At 63.8% G+C, this 25,482-nt stretch carries 20 protein-coding genes and 1 tRNA gene; 16 read left to right on the forward strand and 5 right to left on the reverse strand.

Going from position 1 to position 25,482, the window contains the following annotated elements:
- The first annotated feature begins 271 nt into the window (after positions 1–271).
- Complete coding sequence (locus F3H96_RS06225) at positions 272–1,165, forward strand: AraC family transcriptional regulator (RefSeq protein WP_149791048.1); 894 nt, start codon at positions 272–274, stop codon at positions 1,163–1,165.
- A gap of 38 nt (positions 1,166–1,203) precedes the next feature.
- Here the strand turns inward: F3H96_RS06225 and F3H96_RS06230 are convergent.
- The 3 genes from F3H96_RS06230 to F3H96_RS06240 all read right to left on the reverse strand — a co-directional run bounded on the left by F3H96_RS06230 (position 1,204) and on the right by F3H96_RS06240 (position 5,136).
- Positions 1,204–1,277: transfer RNA gene (locus F3H96_RS06230), tRNA-Gln, on the reverse strand.
- 84 nt (positions 1,278–1,361) lie between these two features.
- Positions 1,362–3,209 (reverse strand): DUF882 domain-containing protein, encoded by a 1,848-nt coding sequence (locus tag F3H96_RS06235; protein ID WP_149791049.1) that lies wholly within the window; start codon positions 3,207–3,209, stop codon positions 1,362–1,364.
- A 379-nt stretch (positions 3,210–3,588) separates the two neighbouring features.
- Positions 3,589–5,136 (reverse strand): sigma-54 dependent transcriptional regulator, encoded by a 1,548-nt coding sequence (locus F3H96_RS06240; RefSeq protein ID WP_149791050.1) that lies wholly within the window; start codon positions 5,134–5,136, stop codon positions 3,589–3,591.
- A gap of 156 nt (positions 5,137–5,292) precedes the next feature.
- Between F3H96_RS06240 and F3H96_RS06245 the strand changes: the two genes are divergently transcribed.
- The 11 genes from F3H96_RS06245 to F3H96_RS06295 all read left to right on the forward strand — a co-directional run bounded on the left by F3H96_RS06245 (position 5,293) and on the right by F3H96_RS06295 (position 18,230).
- A complete protein-coding gene (locus tag F3H96_RS06245) occupies positions 5,293–7,131 on the forward strand; it encodes a M3 family oligoendopeptidase (RefSeq protein WP_188131302.1) in 1,839 nt (612 codons plus the stop codon).
- Between the two features lie 354 nt (positions 7,132–7,485).
- On the forward strand, positions 7,486–8,199 hold the full coding sequence (locus F3H96_RS06250; RefSeq protein ID WP_149791051.1) for a proton-conducting membrane transporter: 714 nt from the start codon (positions 7,486–7,488) through the stop codon (positions 8,197–8,199).
- Positions 8,200–8,355: 156 nt separating this feature from the next.
- Positions 8,356–9,501, forward strand: a complete 1,146-nt coding sequence (locus tag F3H96_RS06255) for an aminodeoxychorismate synthase component I (protein ID WP_149791052.1) — start codon at positions 8,356–8,358, stop codon at positions 9,499–9,501.
- Complete coding sequence (locus F3H96_RS06260) at positions 9,450–10,112, forward strand: aminotransferase class IV family protein (RefSeq protein WP_149791053.1); 663 nt, start codon at positions 9,450–9,452, stop codon at positions 10,110–10,112. The genes F3H96_RS06255 and F3H96_RS06260 overlap by 52 nt, the downstream gene beginning before the upstream one ends.
- 101 nt (positions 10,113–10,213) lie before the next feature.
- Positions 10,214–11,143 (forward strand): DUF3445 domain-containing protein, encoded by a 930-nt coding sequence (locus tag F3H96_RS06265; protein WP_149791054.1) that lies wholly within the window; start codon positions 10,214–10,216, stop codon positions 11,141–11,143.
- A gap of 130 nt (positions 11,144–11,273) precedes the next feature.
- Positions 11,274–12,719 (forward strand): homospermidine synthase, encoded by a 1,446-nt coding sequence (locus tag F3H96_RS06270; RefSeq protein ID WP_149791055.1) that lies wholly within the window; start codon positions 11,274–11,276, stop codon positions 12,717–12,719.
- 86 nt (positions 12,720–12,805) lie between these two features.
- A complete protein-coding gene (locus F3H96_RS06275; protein WP_149791056.1) occupies positions 12,806–13,183 on the forward strand; it encodes a hypothetical protein in 378 nt (125 codons plus the stop codon).
- Between the two features lie 192 nt (positions 13,184–13,375).
- Positions 13,376–15,454 (forward strand): bifunctional UDP-sugar hydrolase/5'-nucleotidase, encoded by a 2,079-nt coding sequence (locus F3H96_RS06280; RefSeq protein ID WP_149791057.1) that lies wholly within the window; start codon positions 13,376–13,378, stop codon positions 15,452–15,454.
- Positions 15,455–15,603: 149 nt separating this feature from the next.
- Positions 15,604–16,659 carry a ferrochelatase gene (gene hemH, locus F3H96_RS06285; RefSeq protein ID WP_149791058.1) on the forward strand — a complete coding sequence of 352 codons (1,056 nt, stop codon included), beginning with the start codon at positions 15,604–15,606 and terminating at the stop codon, positions 16,657–16,659.
- 134 nt (positions 16,660–16,793) lie between these two features.
- On the forward strand, positions 16,794–17,744 hold the full coding sequence (locus F3H96_RS06290; RefSeq protein ID WP_149791059.1) for an SPFH domain-containing protein: 951 nt from the start codon (positions 16,794–16,796) through the stop codon (positions 17,742–17,744).
- A 21-nt stretch (positions 17,745–17,765) separates the two neighbouring features.
- Positions 17,766–18,230: an NfeD family protein gene (locus F3H96_RS06295; RefSeq protein WP_149791060.1), complete on the forward strand. Its 465-nt coding sequence runs from the start codon at positions 17,766–17,768 to the stop codon at positions 18,228–18,230.
- Positions 18,231–18,269: 39 nt separating this feature from the next.
- On the opposite strand, the gene F3H96_RS06300 is transcribed toward F3H96_RS06295, so the two are convergent.
- Positions 18,270–19,271 carry a KpsF/GutQ family sugar-phosphate isomerase gene (locus tag F3H96_RS06300; RefSeq protein WP_149791176.1) on the reverse strand — a complete coding sequence of 334 codons (1,002 nt, stop codon included), beginning with the start codon at positions 19,269–19,271 and terminating at the stop codon, positions 18,270–18,272.
- A gap of 160 nt (positions 19,272–19,431) precedes the next feature.
- Here F3H96_RS06300 and F3H96_RS06305 point away from each other — a divergent pair, with 160 nt between their 5' ends.
- Positions 19,432–21,222 carry an outer membrane beta-barrel protein gene (locus F3H96_RS06305; RefSeq protein WP_149791061.1) on the forward strand — a complete coding sequence of 597 codons (1,791 nt, stop codon included), beginning with the start codon at positions 19,432–19,434 and terminating at the stop codon, positions 21,220–21,222.
- A gap of 44 nt (positions 21,223–21,266) precedes the next feature.
- On the opposite strand, the gene galU is transcribed toward F3H96_RS06305, so the two are convergent.
- Entirely contained in the window at positions 21,267–22,172 is a 906-nt protein-coding gene (gene galU, locus F3H96_RS06310) for a UTP--glucose-1-phosphate uridylyltransferase GalU (protein ID WP_149791062.1), read from the reverse strand.
- 225 nt (positions 22,173–22,397) lie between these two features.
- On the opposite strand from galU, the gene F3H96_RS06315 reads away from it, so the two are divergent.
- From F3H96_RS06315 to F3H96_RS06325, 3 genes are all read left to right on the forward strand, one after another.
- Positions 22,398–23,618, forward strand: a complete 1,221-nt coding sequence (locus F3H96_RS06315) for a lytic murein transglycosylase (RefSeq protein ID WP_149791063.1) — start codon at positions 22,398–22,400, stop codon at positions 23,616–23,618.
- Positions 23,619–23,721: 103 nt separating this feature from the next.
- Complete coding sequence (locus tag F3H96_RS06320; protein ID WP_188131303.1) at positions 23,722–24,939, forward strand: DUF459 domain-containing protein; 1,218 nt, start codon at positions 23,722–23,724, stop codon at positions 24,937–24,939.
- A gap of 85 nt (positions 24,940–25,024) precedes the next feature.
- Positions 25,025–25,432 carry an MAPEG family protein gene (locus F3H96_RS06325; protein ID WP_280177769.1) on the forward strand — a complete coding sequence of 136 codons (408 nt, stop codon included), beginning with the start codon at positions 25,025–25,027 and terminating at the stop codon, positions 25,430–25,432.
- Positions 25,433–25,482 lie beyond the last annotated feature (50 nt).

Here is a 25,482-nt window from a genome sequence, read left to right on the forward strand (position 1 = left end):
CGGCGGTCTAGACATGGCGTTAGCCGGTCCGCTTGGCGCGCCGAAAGCTCTCACGCTCTTGCCTAATCCTCTCAGTTGGGTGCGCGTCTTCGCGTCACCTGGGTGCGCGTCTTCGCGTCACCTGGGTGCGCGTCTTCGCGTCACCTGGGTGCGCGTCTTCGCGTCACCTGGGTGCGCGTCTTCGCGTCAGGTGTGCGTCTTCGCGCTACTGTGAGCACTTCTCCGCGTCACCTTGGTTGCGAGACCATCGTGGATCAGCAATGCTGGAAGGATGAATGAAGTGCTGCGGGAATTGATCGCGATCGCCGGCCGCCATGCGCTTGGGCGCCGCACAAAAACTGCTATTCCGCGCGTCACGATCGGGCGCAGCGAGGTCCCGAGTCCACCGCTGCCAGAGCTTTGCCAGCCGACCGTGCTGTTCGTGCTGCAAGGAACCAAAACGGTGCTGATCGGCGACCGCACGCTTGCCTACAGCGCCGGCAGCTATTTCGTCTACGCGGTGGAGACGCCCGCGACCAGCCAGTTGATCGAGGCCAGCGGCGCCCGGCCTTACATGGCCCTCGCCTTCGCCCTCGATATCGAGTTGATCGCCGGCCTGCTTATCGATCACAAGTCGGCTGTCGGCGGCGACAGCTTCGTCACCAATCCCGCCGATGACGAACTGCTCGACGCCTGGCGCCGGATGCTGCACTTGCTTGACCGGCCGGGCGAAATTCCGGTGCTCGCGCCCATGCTCGAACGGGAGATCGCGTTCCGGCTGTTGCAAGGCCCGCAAGGCGGGAAGCTGCGTCAGCTTGCACACGCCGACGGGCGCCTGTCGCGGATCCGCCGCGCCACGGCGTGGATCCGGGCGCATTACAACGAGCCGATCGATGTGACGGATCTGGCCGCGCTGTCGCATATGAGCAACGCCGCGTTTCATCGCCACTTCAAGGCAGCGACGGCCATGAGCCCGATCCAGTATCAGAAGCAGCTCCGCCTGCTCGAGGCGCGCCATCTGCTGATCGCGCAACCGGGTAACGCCGCGCATGTCGCCTTCACCGTCGGCTACGAAAGCGCTTCCCAATTCAGCCGCGAATATGCGCGCCAGTTCGGACTGCCTCCGGCGCGCGACGCCGCGCGGCTTCTTGCCAAGGGCGAGGCGGCTACGCTGGAAGTCGACTGAACATCAAAAACCCCGGCCGGCTTGCGCCGACCGCCGGCTGGTTCCCGCTCATGGATTCGAACCACGATTCACGCCTTCAAAGGGCGCTGTCCTACCATTAGACGAAGCGGGAATATGCGTGGCCTCGTGATGCCATAGCCAAAACAAAAGCCGCGCTGTTGGCCAACGCGGCTTCGCGGCGGCCGGACTGCTTCGCCTACTTCGTTTGGAAGCGCGCGACCGAGAGGAACTTCACCGCATTGCCGGTGAAACGGCTTGCATCCGGCACCTCGTCATCCGCCTGGAAGCCGGCCGTGTACACTTCGCTCGGCGGTGTATGCACGATGTTGTAGGCGTAGCGCGGCGCCGTCGTCGGGTCGGAAACCGAGGCAATGTTCACGCCAGCGCCCAGCGCCCAGCGCGCGGCTTGCGGCGGCGCCGCCACCACCATGGCCTTCGGGCCTGGTTTCAGGTCGTGAGCAGACGCCCTCGCCTCCTTGCGCGTCGTCTTCACGCCGGCGCCGATCGCTTGCGCGGGATCGCTGCCGGCCGGGAGGGCGGCGATGGCCTGGCGCGGCGAGGCCGCATCCACCCCTGACGGATCGTTGAACGCCGAGCGCGGTTCCGGTTCCGTCAGCGATGCAAGCTGGTACTCGGCGCCTGCGCCACCGGCCTCGACGGTCGCATTGGCCTGTTCGAGAACAGCCTTCACCTCATCCTGCTTGCCAGGCTGCGGCCGAGCGGTCGGCAGTACGGCGAACGCGTCGGTCGCGCTCTTGTCCTGCGAAGCGGTTTCGGCCAGCGCCAGAAGCACGTTCTTGTCCTTCGGCGCCAGTTCGGCCGGCGTCGAGCGGTCAGGCCGCCGGGTCGGCAGCGGAATGTTGTTGACTGCGACCTGCGCCGGATCGGCGCTCGCTGCCTCTGCTGCGCTGGCAGTGCCGAACGGCACCTTGTCCGGCGCGGGCGCCTGGGCAGTCGAAACCGCCTGCTCCGTCGTCGCCGACGCGTCCGCCACGGCGAACGGCACGTTCTGCGGCATCTGCTGGCCGACATCGGCCTTCGGACGCGGCGCGAAGTCGGGCAGCGGGATTTCCTTGGGCGGCAGCGCGGCGATGATCGTTTCCGGCGTATCCTGCTGCGGCTGCGAATCGTCGGCGCTGTCATCCCCGATCTGCGGGATGTTGGCGCGCTTTGCATCCTGCGGCGCAACGATTGCGATGCCCGGCTGGTTGTTGCTGCGAGCCGAGGCGACCTGCACCTGCTTCACGGCCTTGGGCTGAGGCGCCGGAGCGCCCTCATCGGCGGCGTCATCGGCCTCGTCGGCGCCGCCGCCAAACCAGGCGGCAAGCAGGCCACCGGACCGCTTGGTCGAGCCGGCGGCACTGGCCAGTTCGATATTCGGGGTGCCGGAGCCGGCACGTGCCTTGTAGGCGGCCAATGCCTGTTCATAGCCAGGCAGCGGGCGGCCGTCGCTCGGGACATGCAGCGTCTTGCCATTGGGGAACAGGCTGACCAGTTCCTGTCGGCTGATGCCCGGCCAGTGGCGCACATTGCCGACATCCATATGGACGAAAGGCGAACCGGAGGTCGGGTAATAGCCGACGCCACCGCCCTGCATCTTGAGGCCGATGTTGCGCAGCTTCTTCAGCGGCACGCCGGGGATGTAGAAATCCATTGCCTTGCCGAGCATGTGCTGGCTTTTCTCGGCGACACCACGGCTGCGCGAACGCAGCATCGCGTTGGTCGAGGGCGAGCGATAGCCGCAGACGACCTGGATGTAGTCGGTCGCGCCACTTTCGCGATAGGCTTCCCAGACGAGGTCGAGCAGCCGCGGGTCCATCTTGGTCGGCTCGTTGCGGCGCCAGTCGCGCAGGATGATGTTGATCTTGCGCAGGCCTTCCGGATCGTAGCGGCCATTGCGCTTGTAGACGATCTCGGCCTTCTCGTGCGTGTGCAGATGATAAAGCTTGAGCGTACGAACCTCGGCCCGGGCGCCCGACGTTGCCGCGGACAGAAACCCGACGGCCAAAATCACGAACGTCAGCCACCTCGGCCAGACGCTCATATGGAAATGCCGCCCGTTTTTGTGTCGTTCGACTTCGTTCAAATCAAATGGCCTTGCAGGCTGCCGTTTGTCTCCGGATTTGACCAAACGGATGCGTCGTTTTCACATCCGAATATCGATCCTAATGGTTAATCATCGTTTATTGAAGTCGAAATGCGGTAACACCGTGGCGATATCCCGTCAAAAATGATGCACAACATTTCGTGGTAAACTGCTGGTTTAGATCATGAATCCGGTCTCGGCCAGAACACGATCTGTTACCGTTAGCGTTAATGCGTGATCCTGGGCAACCGTAACCGCTGAAAACCTTGGGTTTTCACGTCAAAAGCGACAATTTGACTCGGATTTTAAGCGAGCAAGCTGGTTTGGGGCTTGCTAGTCACGAGGCAAGCCGGTCGACGCGGCCAGCTTCAGGATCAATGCCATATTCCTTCAACTTGCGGTAGAGCGTCGAGCGGCCGATGCCCAGCCGGCGGGCGACCTCGCTCATCTGGCCGTTATAGTGGTCGATCGCGAGCTTGATCATCTCGAGTTCGACGTCGGCCAGCGCCCGCACATTGCCGCGCTCGTCGAGCGCCCGAAGCGTTCCGAAACGCGGCCGCAGCATGGCCGGCGTCGCGCTGTCGGACAAGGCGGACCCCGTTGCCTCAGCAGCGGGCTCGTCGACTTGGGCGAACGCGTCCACGGCCGTTTCGGCCACCGCGGATGGAGGGTCCGTTTCGAGATTTACGGTGCCTTCCACCTGCGCCCGGATCTGGGGGAATTCCTCCTCGGTGAGCACATCGCCCTCGGCCAGCACCGAAGCCCGGAAAACCGCGTTCTCCAGCTGGCGGATGTTGCCCGGCCAGTCATAGGCCTGCAGCATCGCAAGCGCCGACGCCGATATACCGGCAAGACGGCGGCGCGGATCGGTCGGAGCGACCTTTTCCATGAAATGCCGGACCAGGTACGGAATATCGTCGCGGCGGTCGCGCAAAGGCGGCACGAAGATCGGGTATACGTTGAGCCGGTAGAATAGGTCCTCGCGGAACTTACCGTCCTTGACCTGCTGCAGGAGGTTGCGGTGCGTGGCCGAGATAAGCCGGATATCGACCTTGACGGTCGAGCGGCCGCCAACCGGATCGACCTCGCCCTCCTGCACGGCGCGCAGCAGCTTGACCTGGACGTCGAGCGGCAGGTCGCCGATCTCGTCGAGGAACAGGGTGCCGGAGTTCGCCTCGACGAATTTGCCGGTGTGCTTGTCGGTGGCTCCGGTGAAGGAGCCCTTCTCGTGACCGAACAGGATCGATTCGACGAGATTGTCCGGGATGGCGCCGCAGTTGACGGTAACGAACGGCTTGGAGCGCCGATCGCCGCTGCCCTGGATGGCGCGCGCCACCAGTTCCTTGCCGACACCGGACTCGCCCTCGATCAGGATCGGGATGTTGGAGGCCGCCGCCTTCTGCCCGAGGCGTATCACCCGGTCCATTGCCTGGCTGCGGGTGATCATGTCCTTGAAGGTAAGGTGGCCGCCGCTGCGTCGCCGCGACACCCGTTTCATCTCATCCTCGACCGCTTCCACCTTGAGCGCGTTGGAGATCGCGGTCTGCAGCCTGTCGGGCGATGCGGGCTTGACGACGAAGTCGAACGCGCCGTGCCGCATCGCCGAAACGACGGTTTCGATACCGCCTTGCGCGGTTTGCACGATGACGGGGATGTTGATGGCGCGCTCGCGCATCGCCTTCAGCACGCCGATGCCGTCGAGGCCGGGCATGACAAGGTCGAGGATGACGACGGAGACGTCTCGGGCATTTGGCCCATCGAGCACGGCGAGGCCGGCGTCACCGCTATCCGTGACGATGGCGGTGTGGCCGAACTTGGTCAACGCGGCCTCAACCAGCCTGCGCTGCACCGGATCGTCATCGACTATGAGTATGGAACCTGTCATGACTATTTTGGCTGCCCGCCTCGGAATTCCCCATGGATCATCTTGGCACAGGGTTCTAAATAAGGTTTCAAAAAACCCGGTGAACGAATTCCTTAGGATTTGACCGGCTTCTTTTTTCCCTCAGATTTGGCCTCTGATTCAAAGAAGGTATTGCCGATGCGCATGATGTTTGGTCAGCGGCCTGCAGCGACGGCGTCCGGACAGGGCGCGGCCGAGCTTGGCGATCTGCCGGAGTGGAATCTCGCCGATCTCTATTCCGGCATGGAAGCGCCCGAGTTGAAGCGCGACATCGCCAAGGCGGCCAGCGACGCCGTCGCCTTCGAAACCCGCTGGAAAGGCACTCTGGCCGCGGAAGCCGGGCGCGGCGGCGCTGGCCGGTTGGGCGAGGCGCTGAAAGCCTATGAGGCGCTTGAGGAATTGATCGGCCGCATCGTCTCGTACGCCGGCCTCGTCTATGCCGGCAACACCGCCGATCCGCAGCGCGCCAAGCTCTATGGCGACGTCCAGGAAAAGATGACCGATGCGAGCGCGCATCTTCTGTTCTTCGCGCTCGAACTCAACCTGATCGACGATGCGGCGATCGAAAGCGCGCTTGCCGCCGACAAGGCCTTCGGCCACTACCGGCCGTGGGTGCTGGATCTCAGGAAGGACAAACCCTACCAGCTCGAGGACCGCGTCGAACAATTGTTCCACGAAAAGTCGGTCACCGGGCGCGGCGCCTGGAACCGTCTGTTCGACGAGACGATGACCGATCTGCGCTTCGACGTCGACGGCGAGGAGCTGACGCTTGAGCCGGCGCTCAACCGTCTGCAGGACGCCAACGGCGAAACGCGCCGCCGCGCCTCCGAAGCGCTCGCCGCGACCTTCCGCAAGAACCTGCGCACCTTCACGCTCATCACCAACACGCTGGCCAAGGACAAGGAAATCTCCGACCGCTGGCGCGGCTTCCAGGATATTGCCGACTCGCGCCACCTCGCCAACCGCGTCGAGCGCGACGTGGTCGACGCGCTGGCGGCGGCGGTGCGCGAGGCCTATCCGCGGCTGTCGCACCGCTACTACGCAATGAAGGCGCGCTGGCTCGGCATGGAGGTGATGAACCACTGGGACCGCAACGCCCCGCTGCCGGAGACGCCGCAAGCGGTGATCCGCTGGGATGACGCCAGGGACACCGTGCTCTCCGCCTATCAGCGCTTCTCGCCGGACATGGCAGAAATCGCGCGCGGCTTTTTCGATCGCAGATGGATCGACGCGCCGGTGCGGCCGGGCAAATCGCCCGGCGCCTTCGCTCATCCCACGGTACCGTCGGCACATCCTTACGTGCTGCTCAATTACATGGGCAAGCCGCGCGATGTGATGACGCTGGCGCATGAGCTCGGCCATGGCGTGCACCAGGTGCTGGCCGCCGGCCAGGGGGCGCTGATGGCCTCGACGCCGCTGACGCTGGCCGAAACCGCCTCCGTCTTCGGCGAGATGCTGACCTTCCGCTCGCTGCTCGAGCAGACCAGCGACAAGCGCGAGCGCAAGGCCATGCTGGCACAGAAGGTCGAGGACATGATCAACACGGTCGTGCGCCAGATCGCTTTCTACGAGTTCGAGCGCAAGGTGCATGCCGAGCGCAAGAACGGCGAGCTGACTTCGGACAGGCTCGGCGAATTCTGGCTTGAGGTGCAGGCCGAGAGCCTGGGGCCGGCGATCAAGCTGCGCGAGGGCTACGAAGTCTTCTGGACCTATATCCCGCACTTCATCCACTCGCCTTTCTACGTCTACGCCTATGCCTTCGGCGACTGCCTGGTGAACTCGCTCTACGCCGTCTACCAGAATGCCGAGCGCGGGTTTCAGGAGAAGTATTTCGAGATGCTTCGCGCCGGCGGCACGAAACATCACTCCGAACTTCTGGCTCCCTTCGGCCTCGACGCCACCGATCCCGCTTTCTGGCAGATCGGCCTTGGCGTGATCGGTTCGCTGATCGATGAGTTGGAAGCGCTCGACAAATGAAGGCGATTAGCGAGCACGCATCGGCCTCAATAGTTTAGCCGGAATGCATGTTAGCAAGTATCTATTCTTGCTCTAAATACCTGTTCTTGAATAACTCTCCGGCGCATTTTTCAACTAGCTTTCGACAAGCCATGTGATAGCGTCCGGCCTCAAGCTCAGCCGGACGCATCGCGCAGGCCAGAGATGGCTGAACGCGGCGCTGCGGCGAATGCGATGATGGCCGTCGGACCGGAAAAGGCCGAACGCCGATGGCTCGTTTGAAGCCGGCGGTTCCGCCGACACGGAACCTTTGACGATCGCTGCGGCAAGCTCGCCTTTACGGGCCTCGGCCGGCAGATCGGACTGGAGAGGGGAATGAGCACTTTCTTCTACATGCTTCTGGCGTTCGTTGTGGGTATCCTGGTTGGCTGGTTCATCTGGGGCCGCCTGCGCGCTGAGCTCGACAGCCTGCGTGGCGACCTCGATCGCTCGCGAAGCGAGCGCGACAAGTTGCGCGCCGATGGCGATCGGTTGAAGGGCGAGCTCGATGCCTGCGGCCGTGCCCGCGCCGATCTCGAAAGCCGCCTGCGTGACGCGCCGGCGGCCAAGGCTGGCGCCGACAAGGCGGCCACGCCGGCGCCGGCGACAGCGATGTCGACGCCGGCGGCGAAATCGGCGACGGCCAAGGCCGCGTCCGCGAAGTCGGCCCCTGCAAAGAAGCCGGCCGCAACGAAGACCGCGGCAGCTTCGAAGCCGGTAGCCAAGGCCGCCGCCCCCAAGAAAGCGGCAGCGCCCGCGGCAAAGAAGGCCTCCGCACCGCGGGTCGCGACCGGCAAGGCCGACAATCTGCGCCGCCTCATCGGCATCGGCCCGGTCAATGAAAAACTGCTCAAAGGCCAGGGCGTCACCAGCTACGCGCAGATCGCCGCCTGGACCGCCGCCGACGTCAAGCGCATCGAGGAGGTGCTCAATTTCGACGGCCGCGTCGCGCGTGAAAAATGGATCGAGCAGGCGAAATTGCTGGCCGCCGGCGATGAGGCGGAATTCGCTCGCCGCTTCCCGACCGCGGGAACCGCAAGCAACACCTGAGCAACCAACTTGTTGGCGGAAAAGGCGGCGTCCTCGCGGGCGCCGTCTTAGGTTTTGGGCACAACCAGCTTTGCGCCGCCAGACGCCGCTCCCTCGATTGCGCCTCGCCGAGCCCCCATATAGAGCGGTGGACTTAATTGTCCGCATCCGAGGCTCATGTCCCTGCCCGCAGCCATTTTCCGCAACGACGCGACCGCCCGTCAGCTGGTCTTCGACCGGCCGCATGAGGTGTTCGTCGCGCATGAGGCGGATGAATTCCTGCCCGCGCTTGCGAGGGCGCAGGCCGCCTCGGACTCGGGCAAATGGCTGGCCGGCTACTTCTCCTACGAAGCCGGCTACCTGCTTGAGCCGAAACTGGTGCCGCTGCTGCCCGAAGGTCGGCGCGCGCCGCTGATCTGCATTGGCGCCTTCGATGCGCCGGTCGAACAAACGGTGCCGCAGGTGCCGTCGTCCGCCAGCAACGGACCGATCTTCGATGCAAGGGCAACATGGTCCGCCGAGGACTATGCCCGTCGTTTCGCGCGCCTTCACAACCACATCCGCAAGGGCGATTGCTACCAGGGCAACCTCACCTTCCCGGTCCGTGCGCAATGGTCCGGCGATCCGCTCGCCGCGTTCGACGCGCTGACCGAACGCCAGCCGGTGAAATACGGTGCGCTGGTCTCGCTCGGCGATCCGATCGTGTTGTCGCGCTCGCCCGAATTGTTCTTCGAGGTCGATGCCGACGGCATGATCGAGACGCACCCGATGAAGGGCACCGCGCCGCGCGGCGCGACCAAGGCCGAAGACGAGCGGCTCAAGGCTTTCCTGCGCAACGACGAGAAGAACCAGGCCGAGAACCGGATGATCGTCGACCTGCTGCGCAACGACATCTCGCTGATCAGCGAGGTCGGCACGCTGGACGTGCCCGAGCTGTTTCGCATCGAGACTTATCCAACCGTGCACCAGATGGTGAGCCGCGTGCGGGCAAGGCTTCTGCCCGACATCGGTATCCGTCGGATCTTCGCCGCGCTCTTCCCCTGCGGCTCGATCACCGGCGCGCCGAAAATCCGCGCCATGGAGATCCTGCACGAGCTGGAAGACGCACCGCGCGACGTCTATTGCGGGGCCATCGGCTGGATCGCGCCGGGCGGCAGGATGCGGTTTTCGGTGGCGATCCGCACCATCTCGCTCTTTGCCGACGGCGAGGCCGTCTACAATGTCGGCGGCGGCGTCGTTTTCGATTCGACTGCCGAGGAGGAGTATCGGGAGTGTCTGTTGAAAGCGCGCTTCGCAACGGGAACGGTGCCGGCTTCGAGCTGATCGAGACCATGCGCTGGGAGCCGGGATCAGGCTTCCTGCGCCTCGAGCGCCACCTTGCGAGGCTTTATGCGTCAGCCGCCGAACTGGGCTTCGCCTGCGATCCCGAGCGGATCGGGCAGGCGCTTTCCGGCGCCGTCGGCGGACGCGGGCTCGCCCTGCGCGTGCGCCTTGCTTTGCAGAGCAATGGCGAAGCGGCGGCGGCAGCCCAAGCCTACGAACCGCTGCCGGCGGACAAGGTTTGGCGCTTGCAGTTGGCGCGAATCCGTCTCGATTCCGGCAACATGCTGTTGCGCCACAAGACAAACCGGCGGGAGACCTACCAGCATGCGCGCGCGGAATATCTCGCCACCCGCGCCGACGAGGTGCTGCTCGCCAACGAGCGCGGCGAGCTCTGCGAGGGCACGATCACCAACGTCTTCGCCGACTTCGGCGACGGCCTGCTCGCCACCCCCCGCCTCGACTGCGGCCTGCTGCCTGGAATATTGCGCGGCGAGCTGCTGGACGAAGGCCGCGCCGTTGAAGCGATCTACAGCTTCGACGATCTGAAGGCGGCCAAGGCGATCTTCGTCGGCAACTCGCTGCGCGGGCTGATCCCGGCGCGGCTTGGCTGACATCGCGGCAATTCCAGGAAAGGTGCGCAGCGGTTTTTGTCCGGAATTGCGTAATACAAATCGCTTTGGAACCGTCGGCCTATTCTGTTTTGAGGAAACGCATGACCATTCGACAGCCGACCCATACGCCCTATGACGGGTCTTCGAAGCCCTTCACCATCGGGCTGAAGCCGCTCGAATTCGAACGTTGGATCGAGGTCGATGAATTCCTGCTGCCATACCTTGCCGAAAAGCAACGGCTTTACACGGAAATCCCGCACAAGGTCTTTGTCGAGGAGGACGGCACCCGCGAAGCTCAACGCGAGGTGCTGGACCTGCTCGTCGCGCATCTCGAAGCCGCGCATCCCGGCACGCATCGCCGGAACGGCGCCGAGCCAGTCGGTTTCGAGGGGGCAATCGACCGGCTGCCTCCCGCCCTGCGCGAGGCGCCGCTCGCAAAAGCTTCGCTGCTCGTTCAGGAAGACCTGATCCTGATGCGACGCGACGGGCGCGGCTGGCGGCTCGCGGCCGGCTCGCTCTGCTTTCCTTCGTCCTGGTCGCTTCAGGAAAAATTCGGCAGGCCGCTGCAGGAGATCCACGAGCCGGTGCCTGGCTTCGGACCCGGCACGCGGCCGGCCGAGCTTATCAATCGCATGTTCGACGGCCTGCAGGGACAGGCGGTCGAGCGCTTCAACTGGTCGATCCAGGCTGGCGATGCGCTCTATCATCCGCTTTCCAACGTCGAGCGCATCGACCGAGCCACGAATCGCCCGAGCCGCTTCCCGGACGGCGACGTTAACGCGCATGCCTTCATTCGCGTCGAGCGCCAGACGCTTCGCAAGTTGCCGGCCTCGCGCGACATCCTGTTCACCATCCGCATTCACCTCGATCCGCTCAAGGTGCTCGCGCGCCATCCCGACCGGGCGGCGCTGGCGGCGTCGTTCGCGGAGCAGCTCCTGGTCCTCGACCGGGAACAGCTCGACTACAAGGGCATGACCGCCGACCGCGACCGGCTGGTTGCCTTGCTGAACGACATCGCCAGATCGGCTTAACCACGCCGCCAGGCCGGCCTGGCGGCGGTTGGCGCTTTTCGCTGGTTTATGACAATGATCTGTGGTGTAGCGCTTGGCCGCCGGGCGAAAACCGCCCGGTTTGTGCGTGTTTGAAGGAGTGTGCGAAAAAATGGCGAATGAAAACTGGCCCGTTTACGGTGAAATCACCGGCCCTGTCGTGATGATCGGCTTCGGCTCGATCGGACGGGGAACGCTGCCGCTGATCGAACGCCATTTCAAGTTCGACAAGTCGCGCATGACGGTCGTTGACCCGCGCGACACCGACCGCAAGCTGCTCGACGAGCGTGGCATTACCTTCGTCCAGGAAGCGGTGACCGAGAAGAATTACAAGAAGCTGCTCACGCCGCTTCTGACCAATGGCGGCGGCCAGGGCTTTTGCGTCAACCTGTCGGTCGACACCGGCTCGGTGGACCTGATGAAATTGTGCCGCAAGCTCGGCGTGCTCTATATCGATACCGTCGTCGAGCCGTGGCTCGGCTTCTATTTCGACGCCGAGGCCGACAGTGCCAGCCGCACCAACTACGCGCTGCGCGAGGCGATGATCAAGGAAAAGCACGACAAGCCGGGCGGCCCTACGGCGATCTCCACCTGCGGCGCCAATCCCGGCATGGTTTCGTGGTTCGTCAAAAAGGCGCTGGTCAACCTCGCCACCGACCTTGGTCTCGAGTTTTCAGAGCCCGCGCAGGAAGATCGCGAGGCCTGGGCCAAGCTGATGAAAAAGGCCGGCGTCAAGGGCATCCATATCGCCGAGCGGGACACTCAGCGCACCAAGAAGCCGAAGCCGATAGACGTGTTCTGGAACACCTGGTCGGTCGAGGGCTTCATCTCGGAAGGCTTGCAGCCGGCCGAGCTCGGCTGGGGCACGCATGAGAACTGGATGCCGAAGAACGGCAAGAAGCACAAGAACGGCTCCAAGGCGGCTATCTATCTAGAGCAGCCCGGCGCCAACACGCGCGTGCGCAGCTGGTGCCCGACGTCGGGCGCGCAATACGGCCTGCTGGTGACACACAACGAGTCGATCTCGATCGCCGATTTCTTCACCGTGCGCTCGAAGAAGGGCAAGGTTCAATACCGCCCGACCTGCCACTACGCGTATCACCCCTGCAATGATGCCTTGTTGTCGCTGGACGAGATGTTCGGCGCCGCCGGCAAGCCTCAGCCGGTCCATCACGTGCTCGATGAGAACGAGCTGGTCGACGGCATCGACGAGCTCGGCGTGCTGCTCTACGGCCACGCCAAGAATGCCTATTGGTACGGCTCGCAGCTGTCGCTGGCCGAGGCACGCAAGCTCGCCCCCTACCAGAACGCCACCGGCATGCAGGTCACCTCTGCGGTGCTTGCCGGCATGGTCTGGGCGCTGGAGAACCCCGTGGCCGGCATCGTCGAGGCGGACGAGATGGACTACCGGCGTTGCCTCGAAGTGCAGTTGCCTTATCTGGGGCCGGTCAGGGGCCACTACACCGACTGGACGCCGCTGGATAACCGCCCCGGCCTCTTCCCGGAGGATCTGGACAAGGACGACCCGTGGCAGTTCCGCAACATTCTGGTCCGATAGCGCTTCGGCCCGCATGTCTGTGCGCCTTGCAATCGCCCGGAAATCGGGCGATTGAGTATCGGCGGACTGAGGAGAGGATTTCCAAAATGACCATTGCGCGCAAACTGCTTTCGGCAGGCGCCGCGGCAAGCCTTCTGGCCGCTGCCGCCTGCACCACCACCGGCCCTTCCGATCAATCGTCGATGGCGGGGGCGCCCAAAGGAGTCGAGGGCTCCTGGATCGACGCCACGGGTCAAGCCGTTTCCACGTTTGGTGGTGGGAAATACACGACGGTTGCCGCCCAGACCGGCGAGAAATTTGCGGAAGGCACCTACACGATGACCGGCGCCACTTCGGTAGAAATCACCGGTACCTCGCTAATTCGCCAGACGCCGATCCACACCAATTGCCTGCTGGTATCTATCAACCAGCTGAACTGCACGGACGCGACCGGGAAGAATTTCGTCTTCACGCGGCGCTCCTGAACGGCGGTAATCGGCTCGAATTAAAGGGATGGCGGCGCAAGCCGCCGTCCCTTTTTTATGCCGGCAAACATCTCCCTATTTCCGCTTGCATCGGCCGGTACCCGATGTGAACATGACCGGAAGCTGACTGTTATTTTCCAGTCGAGCGAGGGCGTTAAGCACCTGCGAAGTCAGCTTATCCGGGAGACGACGATGAAGAAGATTGCCGCCATTCTAGCCCTGTCCGCCTCGACGCTTGGCTTGTCCTCAGGCGTATCTTTTGCCGACTACACGCTGAACATCCTGCATTTCAACGATTGGCACAGCCGCATCGAAGGCAACAACAAATACGAGTCGACCTGTTCCGCCGACGAGGAAACCAAGGGCGAATGCATCGGCGGCGCCGGCCGCTTGATCACCGCGATCGGCCAGGAGCGCAAGAAGCTCGAAGGGCAGAACGTGCTGCTGCTAAATGCGGGCGACAGCTTCCAGGGATCGCTGTTCTACACCACCTACAAGGGCGCCGTGGAAGAGGAATTCCTCAACCAGATCAAACCCGACGCCGTGACGCTCGGCAATCACGAATTCGACGATGGCGAGAGCGCGCTGGTTCCCTTCCTCGACAAGGCGAAATTCCCGATCATCAGCGCTAATGTCCTACCCAACGACAAGTCCGGCGCCGCGGGCAAGATCAAGCCGTCGATCGTCGTCGAAGTTGGCGGACAGAAAATCGGCATCATCGGCGCCGTCACCAACGACACGCCGGAACTCGCCTCGCCCGGCCCGAACATCGCCATCGCGGACGACGTCAAGTCGATCACGGCGGAAGTCGAGAAGCTCAAGGCGCAAGGCATCAACAAGATCATCGCGGTCACTCATATCGGCTACCGGCGCGAGCGCGACGTCATCGCCAAGATCCCGGGTATCGACGTGGTGGTGGGCGGCCACAGCCACACGCTTCTGTCGAACACCGATCCGAAGGCCGAGGGACCGTATCCGACGATGGTCGACAACCCCGACGGCTCCAAGGTGCCGGTGGTGCAGGCCGCGTCCTATTCGAAATATCTGGGCGAGTTCAAGGTCGTGTTCGACGACAACGGCGTCGTCAAGGAGGCCAGCGGCGCCCCGATCCATCTCGACAAGTCGATCACGCCCGATCCCGCCGTTCTTGCTCGCATCAAGGAACTCGGCGCGCCGATCGAGGCGCTGAAGAACAAGGAGGTTGCCGAAACCACCAAGGCAATCGACGGCAGCCGCGACAATTGCCGCGCCCGCGAATGCGAGATGGGCAATCTCGTTTCCGACGCCATCCTCGACCGCACCAAGGGCCAGGGTGTCGAAATCGCCATCTCGAACGGCGGCGGCCTGCGCGCCTCGATCGACCAGGGCACGGTGACCATGGGCGAGGTGCTGACGGTGCTGCCGTTCCAGAACACGCTGGCGACCTTCAAGATCTCGGGCAAGGACCTGGTTGCTGGCCTCGAAAGCGGCCTCAGCCAGATCGAGGACGGCGCCGGCCGCTTCCCGCAGGTTGCCGGCCTCAAATATTCCTTCGACAAGTCGGTCGCGCCCAATGCCGGCCGCGTCAAATCCGTCGAGGTGATGGAGAACGGCGCCTGGGTGCCGCTCGACCCGGACAAGCAATACCTGGTCGCCACCAACAACTATGTCCGCCAGGGCGGCGACGGCTACAAGGTCTTCGCCGACAAGGCCACGGACGCCTACGACTACGGCCCCGGCCTGGAGCAGGTGGTGGCCGATTATCTCGGCGCGCACCGGCCCTACACGCCGAAGCTTGATGGCCGCATCACCGAGATCGCGGCAACCACGGCGGCGGCCACGCCCGCCAAGCCGGCGCAGACCGCTCCTGCCGCCACAACCCAGGCCCCGGCAGCGGAGGCGGCGAAGTCGGCCGGGGCTGCGCCGGCAAGCAGCGAACCGGCGATGCCGGCTTTGCCTTCCGGTTCCAGCGACATTGCCGGCTCGCCGCCAGCCGTTCCGGCAGGGGCTGCACCCGCAGCGGAACCGGCAAAGCCTGCCCAGACCACTCCGGCAACACCGACCCCAGCTCCCGCTGCCGAACCGGCCAAGCCGGCGCAACCAACGCCGGCGCAAGCGAAGCCGGCCGAGACCAGCCATACCGTCGCTGCCGGCGATACTTATTGGGACCTGGCCAAGCAAGCCTATGGCGATGCCACCAAGTGGAAGGTCATCTCCGAAGCCAACAAGGACTACAAGCCTCGTCGCCTGCCGCTCGGCGCGACGCTGACCATTCCGCCGGCCGCGAAATGACGCCTGACCGAGACTGATCGCGCCCGCCCGGAAAACCGGGCGGGTGTTCCTTTTGCAGACCATAACGCGATAAGGTGCGGCCAGACGCGGCATTGAAAACCGGCAGGGCATCGCTAGTTTCCGCGGCGCTGCTCTCCGGAGATCCCTTGATGACGCTTGCGAGCCCCACCGATGCCAGAACCGCCGGCCCGCTTCCGGCGGTTGCCGCGCCGGTCAGGGCGGGCCGGATCGGCATCGTGCTGGTCAATCTCGGCACTCCCGACGGGACCGACTTCAAGCCGATGTGGCGATATCTGCGGGAATTCCTCTCCGATCCGCGCGTCATCGAGCTCAACAAGGCAATTTGGTATCCGATCCTCTATGGACTTGTGCTGACCACCCGGCCGAAGAAATCAGGCGCCAACTACGCCAGGATCTGGAACCGGGAGAGGAACGAGTCGCCGCTGCGCACTTTCACCCGCTCACAGGCCGAGAAGCTCACCGCAGCGCTTGCCGATCTGCCCGAGGTGGTGGTCGATTGGGCGATGCGCTACGGCAATCCCTCGACGGCGGGCGTCGTTGAAAAATTGGTCGAGCAAGGCTGCGAGCGCATCCTGACCTTTCCGCTCTATCCGCAATATTCTGCGACGACGACGGCGACGGCCAACGACCAATTGTTTCGCGCGCTGATGAAGATCAGGCATGCGCCGGCGATCCGCAGCGTGCCGCCCTATTATGACGAACCGGTCTATATCGAGGCGCTCGCCCGTTCGATCGAGCGGCACGTCGCGACGCTCGATTTCGTGCCGGAGGTGGTGATCACCTCCTACCACGGCATCCCCAAACCCTATTCAGACAAAGGCGATCCGTACCGGGCGCACTGCCTGGAGACGACGCGGCTTCTGCGGGCAAGGCTCGGCTGGGACGAGGACAAGCTGATCACCACCTTCCAGTCGCGTTTCGGGGCGCAGGAATGGCTGCAGCCTTATACCGACGTCACCGTCGAGAAGCTGGCCAAGGACGGCGTGAAATCAATCGCCATCGTCAATCCCGGCTTTTCCGTCGACTGCATCGAGACGCTGGACGAGATCGGCCGTGAAGCGGCCGAAACCTTCCATCACGGCGGCGGCATGAACTTCGCTCACATCCCCTGTCTCAACGACAGCGCCGAGGGCATGGCGGTGGTCGAAGCGCTGGTGCGGCGCGAGTTGTCGGGCTGGGTGTGACCGGCTTCACCGACAGACTTGAAACCGGTGCGCAAAACCCGCCGCTAACCAATATTAGCGATCACCCGATTGTAACGTTGCGGAAACACACTTAAGTGATTCCGTGAGGTCGCCGGCTTGGAGGGAGAAACGAAATGGGCTTCAGCGGTTTCGACATTGCGATTATGGTTCTTGTTGCTCTTGTCGTTTTGGTGCTTTTCAAGGGCATTCGAACAATACCCCAAGGCTACAATTATACGGTTGAGCGTTTCGGCCGTTATACCAAGACATTAAGTCCGGGCCTCAATCTCATCGTTCCGTTCATCGATCGCATCGGCGCCAAGATGAACATGATGGAGCAGGTGCTCGACGTTCCGAGCCAGGAGATCATCACCCGCGACAACGCCATTGTCGGTGTCGACGGGATCGCCTTCTTCCAGATACTCAATGCGGCGCAGGCCGCCTACCAGGTCTCGGGCCTGCAGAACGCCATCCTCAACTTGACGATGACCAATATCCGCACGGTCATGGGTTCGATGGATCTCGACGAGCTGTTGTCGAACCGCGACGCCATCAACGAGCGCCTGCTGCGCGTCGTCGACGAAGCCGCGCATCCCTGGGGCATCAAGATCACCCGCGTCGAGATCAAGGACATCAATCCGCCGGCCAATCTCATCGAATCGATGGGGCGGCAGATGACGGCCGAACGCAACAAGCGTGCGCAGATCCTCGCCGCCGAAGGTCTCAAGCAGTCGCAGATCCTCGAGGCGGAGGGCCGCAAGGAAGCCGCCTTCCGCGACGCCGAGGCGCGCGAGCGTTCAGCCGAGGCAGAAGCCCGCGCCACGCAGGTCGTGTCTGAGGCGATCTCCAAGGGCGATGTCCAGGCGCTCAACTATTTCGTCGCCCAGAAATACACCGAGGCGTTGACCAGGATCGGTTCCGCCACGAACAGCAAGGTCGTGCTGATGCCGCTGGAGGCCTCATCGTTGATCGGCACGCTCGGCGGCATCGGCGAGATCGCCAAGGAGGTCTTCAGGAACGAGGGCACGGCCGGCGCGCAAAGGCAGGCTGCGCGACCGCCGGTGGTTCGCCCGAGCGAGAACTGATGTTTCAGGGAGCACACTCACATGCTCGATCGCATTGTTTCCGAACTTGGCCCGTGGAACTGGATGGTTCTGGGCTTCGTCCTGCTGGTGATGGAAGTCGTCGCGCCGGGTATCTTCATGCTGTGGATCGGCATCGCCGCCCTGATCGTTGGCGCCGTGTCGCTGCTCATCTGGGACGCCAGTTTCTGGACTTGGCAAATCCAGGTTCTCGCCTTTCTCGCGCTGTCGCTGGTTTCGGCCTATGTCGGCAAGAAACTGGTCGGCGGGCGGCATGATCCGACCGACCAGCCGCTGCTCAACCGACGCGGCGCGCAAATGATCGGCAAGATGGCGACCCTGGCTGAACCGATCAAGGACGGCCGTGGCCGCATCAAGCTTGGCGACACGCTGTGGCGCGTCTCCGGCCCGGACCTGCCGGCCGGCACGCAGGTGCGCGTGACGGGCGCCGCCGACACCGATCTGGAGCTGACGGTCGAGGCAATCTGACCGAGACCACTGCCAGGACGCGTTGGATATTGATGCGTCCTATGCCGCGCCGATGCGCAGCAGGTCGTGGAAGTGCACCACGCCCACCGGCATCTTGTTCTTGGTCACGACCAGCGCGCCGATATTGTGCTCGTTGAGCAACGCGATCGCGGTGCCTGCAAGCGTCTGCGGATCGATCGTCTTGGGCGTGCGGGTCATGACCTCGTCGACGGTGACGTCAGCCAGGTTGCGGTGCAGATTGCGCGCGACATCGCCGTCGGTGATGATCCCCACCAGTGCGCCTTTTTTGTCGACGATGCAGACGCAGCCGACCTTCTTCTGCGACAGTGTCATGACGGCTTCCGGCATCTTGGTGCCGAGAGGGGCAAGCGGAACCTGGTCGCCAACCCGCATGATCTCGGAGACCTGGGTAAGATTGGCGCCGAGCTGGCCGCCCGGATGGAAGGTGCGGAAATGGTCGGGCGTGAAGCCGCGCGCCTCGAGCAGCGCGATCGCCAACGCATCGCCGATCACCAATTGCAGCAGGGTCGATGTCGTCGGCGCCAGACCGTGCGGACAGGCCTCCGGCACGGACGGCAGCAGCAGCACGACGTCGGCTGCACGCGCCAGCGCCGAAGTCTCGCCCGAAGTGATGGCGATCAATGGAATGGAGAAGCGCCTGGAATAGGCGACGATGCCCATCAATTCCCTGCTCTCGCCCGACCAGGACATGGCGATGATGGCGTCGTCCTTGGCGATCATGCCGAGATCGCCGTGATTGGCCTCGGCCGGATGGACGAAGAAGGCGGGCGTACCGGTCGAGGCAAGCGTCGCGGCGATCTTGGAACCGATATGGCCGCTCTTGCCGACGCCGGTGACGATGACGCGGCCCTCGATCCGCGAAATCAGATCGATTGCCGCCGCGAATGGCTCGGCCAGTCCGTTTGCGAGCGCGACGCCGAGCGCCGCCACACCGGCCTGCTCCGTCGCCACTGTTCTCAGCGCCGATTCGATCGCAGCCTGCCTGTCCGGCTGCTTTCTTTTTGGGGACCCCGCATGCATGGCCGAAGCGATTAGCGCTTTGCCGCGCTCCTGTCCAACGGAATTGCCGCAGTCCGACGATCCGAGGGTCTTCAAGGCGGCTCTCTCAACCCTCCGTTAACCATCCGCATTTACGGTTCGGTAAGTATGGCGCAACCGCGCCGCGCAAGCAGTGGTGACGATGTCCGGGGGCCAGCCTGAAACGAAAATCGGTCGAAGGGGCATTGCCGTCGCAGCACTGCTGCTGACGGCAAGCGCGCTTACCTTGCTGCGCCCGGCGTCGGCATTTTCCCAAGAAACAGAGCTGCGCGGCGAGGTTTCCGAATCGGCCATACTGGCCGACCAGCAGCGCAAGGCCAGGCAGTTGCGGGCGCAGGCATCGCAGGATCAGAACCAGCCCGCGGCAGTGGCCGACCAGGATACGGCATCGACGACTTACCAGCCGGCGAGCCCCGGCGCCGTTCCGGATGACGACCAGACGGCAGGCGCGACGGACAGCATCTTCGACCAGCCGCAGGCAACCGACGATTCACCGGCCGACACGACGGCGCCGGCAAAGCCGCGCCGGCCTTCGACGGCGAAACAGCGCGCTCACGACGCCAAGGCCGGCGGCAAGACCGCCGACAAGAAAAAGGCCAGGAAGAAAACCGGCGAGGCAACGGACAACACAACCACCGCCGCTACCGCCGGCACAGGCAGCCAGGCCGACGTCACCGCCACCGATGAGGAGGATGCCAACCGACGTGCCGTCACCATCGACAGCGTCGACAGGCAGAAGCTCGATCCAGGCGCGGAGCGCACGGCGTCCATCGAGGGCCAGAAGGTCAAGCTTGAAGACGATCCCTTTGCCGCTCCCGGCGTCAAGATCGGCACCTTTCTCTTCCGGCCGTCGCTGGAGCAAGGCTTGACCGCGACGTCCAATGCCGATTCCAGCAGCACCGGCAAATCCGCCGTTCTGTCCGAGACGGCGCTGCGTTTCACCGCGGCCTCCGACTGGCGTGAGAATTCGGCTTTGATCACTGGCTACGGCCTTTTCCGCAACACCGTCTCCGGCCAGAAGATCAACGATGCGCAGGGCCGCATCGAAGGCCAGCTCAACGTCGACCTGGACAACGAACTGCGCGCCATCGCCAAGCTCGGCTATGAGGCTGCGCCGGAATCGGCCTCCTCGCCTGACGCGATTGCCGGAGTCACCCAACAGCCGCTGCGCCAGACCGTGGACGGCAGCCTCGGCATCGAAAAGAGTGTCGGCAAGATGCGCTATGCGCTGACCGGCGCCGTTTCGCACGACTTCTACGGCGATGCCGAGCTCTCGGACGGCACCACCGTGTCGCAGAAGGATCGCGACTCCACGCTCTACACCGCGACGTTACGCACCGGCTACGAGATTTCGCCGGCGCTGACGCCGTTCACCGAGGTCGAGGCCGGGCGGCGCATCTATGACCTGCGTGTCGACACCGACGGCTTCGAGCGATCCTCGACCAGGCTTGGCGCGCGCGCCGGTCTCGAGCTCGACATGGGCGAGAAGCTGTCCGGCGAATTTTCCGTCGGCTGGCTGCGCGAAGCGATCGACGACGACCGCCTCGCGGCGGTCGCCGGCCCGAGCATCGACGCCGACCTGAAATGGTCGCCGGAGCGCGGCACCACCATCGGGCTCACCGGAAAGACCACCGTCGAGACCACCACGAACGCCGGCGAGAGTGGCGATATCCTCTACTCCGGCCGTCTGACCGGCGAGCGCCAGATCCGCGCCAACCTGACGGCGAATTCAGCACTCGGCCTCGATTGGCGCGACTATACTGGCTCCGATGGCCACGATCTGATCCTGAGCGCCGAGGCCGGGCTGACCTGGTGGCTAAACCGCTATGCCGGCCTCACCACGAGGGTCAGGACCGAAAAGCTGACAAGCAACCTGCCCGGGCGCGACTACGTCGCCAACAGCATCTATCTTGGCCTGAAGGTCCAGCGCTGAAGTCGCTGCCGAAGGCCCGGCGTCACCTGATATCGGCTTACCATCTACGAAGCAGCGCCGCGCCGCTCCAACGGCTGCACCTCATCCAACAGCGTGCGGATGACGCCGGCCATGCTTCCATTCATGTCGCTGCGCCAGAGCGCGAAGGCGACGTTGGCCTCGACGAAACCTTCCGGCGAGCCGCAGTCGAAGGTGCGCCCCTTGTAGTGATAGCCGTAGAAGGGCTGATTTTTCTCCAGCTTCAGCATCGCGTCGGTCAGTTGGATCTCATTGCCGGCGCCGCGCTCCTGGCTTTCTAGGATGCCGAAGATTTCCGGCTGCAGGATGTAGCGGCCGTTGATGTAAAGGTTGGACGGCGCGGTGCCCGGCTTCGGCTTCTCGACCATGCCGGTGATGCGGAAACCGTGATGGGCGTCCTCGCCGCGGCCGACAATGCCGTATTTATGCGCCTCCGCCGGGTCGCATTCCTGCACGGCGACGATGTTGTTGCCGGTCTCGGCGTAGAGCTCGACCATGTCCTTCATGCAGCTCTTTTCCGACTGCATGATCATGTCCGGCAGAAGCAGGGCGAAGGGCTCGTCGCCGACCAGTTCGCGGGCGCACCAGACGGCGTGGCCAAGGCCCATCGGCACTTGCTGACGCGTGAAGCTCGTCTGTCCCGGCGCCGGCTGCAGCCGCTGCAGGCGAGCAAGCTGGTCGTCCTTGCCACGCTGGGCGAGCGTGTCATAGAGCTCGAACTGGACGTCGAAATGGTCCTCGATGACTGCCTTGTTGCGCCCGGTCACGAAGATGAAATGCTCGATACCGGCATCCCGCGCCTCGTCGACGACATATTGGATGACCGGCCGGTCGACGACGGTCAGCATTTCCTTCGGGATGGCCTTGGTGGCCGGAAGGAACCGCGTGCCGAGACCTGCGACCGGGAAAACTGCCTTGCGAACTCGCTTCATGCTGCGCCACCCCTTGTGTTTCGGCCAATTATCCGCTCGGCGGCGTGCTCCGCAATCCCCCCGGACATTTTCACGCCGGAATGTTGGACTACCGAACCGCCAAGTTGAACATCAGAGCTAAAAGCCGCGACACCTCTTTTCGTTCCCGGCGGTACCTATGGTAAACTAAATACTAACCCGGTTCGGCGTTGAATGATCCTTCCTGATTTGACCAAGGAGGAAAAGATGTCGGTTCCAAACACCGCCAGGCGCCTGGCGGCCCTCGCAACGGCTGCCGGCCTCACGCTGGCCCTGCTGATGCCGGCCGGGCCGGCTTTCGCCGATGCCGGATTTCGCCAATGGGTCTCTGGCTTCCGCGCCACCGCGATCGCCGGCGGCGTTTCGGGCGCCGTCTACGACCAGGCCTTGCGGGGTGTCGAGCCCGATCCCATCGTCCTGGAAAAGGCTCGCACCCAGCCGGAATTCACCGCCCCCGCCTGGGACTATTTCGACAACCGGGTGCATGATCAGTCGGTGGCCAATGGCCAGGCGATGGCGAGGAAATGGAAGCCTTGGCTCGATCGCATCGAGGCGCGGTTCGGCGTCGACCGCAACATCCTTTTGGCCATCTGGTCGATGGAATCGAACTACGGCGAGACGCTCAAGCGCGACGACATCATGCGCAACGTCATCCGTTCGCTGGCGACCCTTGCCTATGGCGATGCGAAGCGATCGAAATATGCCCGCACCCAGTTGATCGCGGCGCTGAAGATCCTGCAGACCGGCGACATCGACGAAAGCCATCTGATGGGCTCCTGGGCTGGCGCGATGGGCCAGACGCAGTTCATCCCGACCAGCTATCAGCGCTATGCCGTGGACATGGACGGCAACGGCAAGCGCGACATCTGGAATTCGATCCCCGATGCGCTGGCGACCTCCGCCAACCTGCTCAAGAAGAACGGATGGCAGGCCGGCAAGACCTGGGGCTATGAGGTCACCATACCGGCAGGCAAATTGCCGGGTGGCGCAAAGTCGATCGCTCAATGGCAGGCGCTCGGCGTCGCCAGGGCCAATGGCAAGCCGTTCAGGAACCTGACCGACAAGGCGACGCTGAAGGTACCCGATGGCCGGGGCGGCCCCTCCTTCCTGATGATCCGGAATTTCTCGGTCATCAAGGCCTACAACAACGCCGACAAATACGCTTTGGCCGTCGGCCTTCTGGCCGATGAGATCGCCGGCGGCACCGGCCTGGTGCAGGATTGGCAACGGCCTTTCACCAAGCTCAGCTTCGAGGAGCGGCAGGAGTTGCAGAAGCGGCTTTCCGAGCACGGTTATTATGACGGCAAGTTCGACGGCAAGATCGGCGACGGCTCGAAAGCCGCCATCATGGCCTACCAGGCCAAGGTCGGCTTGACCCAGGATGGCTATCCGAGCATGGAAGTGCTCAAATGGCTGCGCAAGCAGTAGGGTCCGCGGAAGCGCCAGGCATCCTTCAAAGGCGGTGCGGATGTGGTAGCGCTTCACGCTTGTGCGCGGCCTTCCGGTCATGCGCCAAGGGATGGAGAGGTGTTTGGTTTCGGTTCAGCGAATCAGGCAGAGCATTCGCCGGGCGCCGATCCTGATTCTCGCCCTTGCCGCGCTTGTCGTTGCCGCCGCCGGCGCCTTCCGCACCCCCGCATTCGCGCAGGAGGAGAGCCCGGGCTGGTCGCTGCGCGACCTTCTGTTCCCGCGCCGTAGCGAGCGCGTCGAGCCTCCGTTCGACGTCGAGAAACCGATGCCGAAACCGAAGAAGAAATCCAAGCCGCGCCCGCCGCCGGAGCCGGAGACGCCGATCGTCGAGAAGACGAACGACGCTCGCGTCGTACTGGTGGTCGGCGATTTTCTGGCGGGCGGCCTGGCCGAAGGCCTCGACGCCGCCTTTGCCGACAATCCCGCCGTCAGGATCGTTGGCCGTGCCAACGGTTCGTCAGGCTTCGTTCGCGACGATTTCTACAATTGGCCGGACGAGATCAAATCGCTGATCGAAACCGAGAAGCCGGCGGCTTTGATCGTCATGCTGGGCTCCAACGACCGCCAGCAGATGAAGATCGGCGATGTGCGCGAACAGCCGCGATCGGAGAATTGGACCAAGGAATATGAGCGCCGCATCGATGCGTTCGGCAAGGCCATCCAGGACGCGAAGGTGCCGTTCCTTTGGGTCGGCATGCCGGCTTTCCGCGCCACGAAGATGAATTCGGACATGCTTGCCTTCAACGACATCTATCATTCGGCCGCTGAAAAGCATGGCGGCGAATTCGTCGACGTCTGGGATGGCTTCGTCGACGAGAACGGCGCCTTCGTCACCTCCGGCCCGGACATGAACGGGCAGTCCGTGCGTCTGCGTTCCGATGACGGCATCAACGTCACCAAGGCCGGCAAGCGCAAGCTTGCCTTCTATACGGAAAAGCCGCTGGCCAAGATCCTCGGCCTTGCGGCGCCGGGAAGCATCACGACCCTGTCGGCGCCGGCGGGTGCTCCCGTCGAGGCGCCGAAGCCGGCCGCGGCGCCGGTCATCGTCGACCGCACTGCGCCGATGCTCCTCGGCGACCCATCGCTCGACGGCGGCTCCGATCTGCTCGGCGCCGCTCAGCCGGCCAGGGCCGACCCGAATCTGCCCGGCGAAAAGCTGATCGTGGAAGGCAAGGCGCCAGCCGCCTCGCCCGGCCGCGCCGACGATTTTTCCTGGCCGCCGAAGACCCAGCCGGCGACGGCGGCTGTCGAGTCGGGCGCGACGCCGGCAACACCTTGACCCACGTTCCTGTGTGGCGGCAATTCGCGCCAGGCGAACAATGGCATTATTGGATTTTGGACGAAGTCAAAGTCGGGGAGCGAATGTGTCGGCAACAGGTTATTCCTTGCTTGGGTTCGTAACTTGGGCCCTATTATTACTTATGTGGATGGAGATCCTGCGCACCCATCTTGTGGTGAGCGGCCGCGTTCCCGCGAATGCCTTCGCACCGGACAACGCCGGTCTTTCGCCCTTCTTGCAGCGACTGGCGCGCGCTCACGCCAATTGCATCGAAGGCCTTCCCATATTCGGAGGTCTCATGGCCCTGGCCATGATGAGTTCGCGCGCTTCGATCACCGATCCGCTCGCATATTGGCTTCTCGGCGCGCGGCTGGTGCAGTCGGCCATCCATTTGACGTCGACAAGTCCGACCGCCGTCAAGGCTCGATTTTCGGCGTTCGCGGGCCAGATGGCCATCGGCCTCTATTGGGCGATAAAGCTGCTGATCAGCTAGGGCGTTTCACCCTTTCATGGAAATGGCGAACCGCTCTAGCCTCTTTATTT

This window comes from Mesorhizobium sp. NFR06 (genome assembly GCF_900115245.1).
Lineage (GTDB): Bacteria > Pseudomonadota > Alphaproteobacteria > Rhizobiales > Rhizobiaceae > Mesorhizobium.

Coding starts and splice junctions, on each gene's coding strand:
- F3H96_RS06275 (WP_149791056.1), top strand. CDS start 12,806: ATGACCATTGCGCGCAAACTGCTTTCGGCAGGCGCCGCGGCAAGCCTT.
- F3H96_RS06315 (WP_149791063.1), top strand. CDS start 22,398: ATGTCGGTTCCAAACACCGCCAGGCGCCTGGCGGCCCTCGCAACGGCT.
- F3H96_RS06295 (WP_149791060.1), top strand. CDS start 17,766: ATGCTCGATCGCATTGTTTCCGAACTTGGCCCGTGGAACTGGATGGTT.
- F3H96_RS06280 (WP_149791057.1), top strand. CDS start 13,376: ATGAAGAAGATTGCCGCCATTCTAGCCCTGTCCGCCTCGACGCTTGGC.
- F3H96_RS06305 (WP_149791061.1), top strand. CDS start 19,432: ATGTCCGGGGGCCAGCCTGAAACGAAAATCGGTCGAAGGGGCATTGCC.
- F3H96_RS06225 (WP_149791048.1), top strand. CDS start 272: ATGAATGAAGTGCTGCGGGAATTGATCGCGATCGCCGGCCGCCATGCG.
- F3H96_RS06240 (WP_149791050.1), bottom strand. CDS start 5,136: ATGACAGGTTCCATACTCATAGTCGATGACGATCCGGTGCAGCGCAGG.
- F3H96_RS06270 (WP_149791055.1), top strand. CDS start 11,274: ATGGCGAATGAAAACTGGCCCGTTTACGGTGAAATCACCGGCCCTGTC.
- F3H96_RS06235 (WP_149791049.1), bottom strand. CDS start 3,209: ATGAGCGTCTGGCCGAGGTGGCTGACGTTCGTGATTTTGGCCGTCGGG.
- F3H96_RS06250 (WP_149791051.1), top strand. CDS start 7,486: ATGAGCACTTTCTTCTACATGCTTCTGGCGTTCGTTGTGGGTATCCTG.
- F3H96_RS06245 (WP_188131302.1), top strand. CDS start 5,293: ATGCGCATGATGTTTGGTCAGCGGCCTGCAGCGACGGCGTCCGGACAG.
- F3H96_RS06290 (WP_149791059.1), top strand. CDS start 16,794: ATGGGCTTCAGCGGTTTCGACATTGCGATTATGGTTCTTGTTGCTCTT.
- F3H96_RS06265 (WP_149791054.1), top strand. CDS start 10,214: ATGACCATTCGACAGCCGACCCATACGCCCTATGACGGGTCTTCGAAG.
- galU (WP_149791062.1), bottom strand. CDS start 22,172: ATGAAGCGAGTTCGCAAGGCAGTTTTCCCGGTCGCAGGTCTCGGCACG.
- F3H96_RS06255 (WP_149791052.1), top strand. CDS start 8,356: ATGTCCCTGCCCGCAGCCATTTTCCGCAACGACGCGACCGCCCGTCAG.
- F3H96_RS06300 (WP_149791176.1), bottom strand. CDS start 19,271: ATGCATGCGGGGTCCCCAAAAAGAAAGCAGCCGGACAGGCAGGCTGCG.
- hemH (WP_149791058.1), top strand. CDS start 15,604: ATGACGCTTGCGAGCCCCACCGATGCCAGAACCGCCGGCCCGCTTCCG.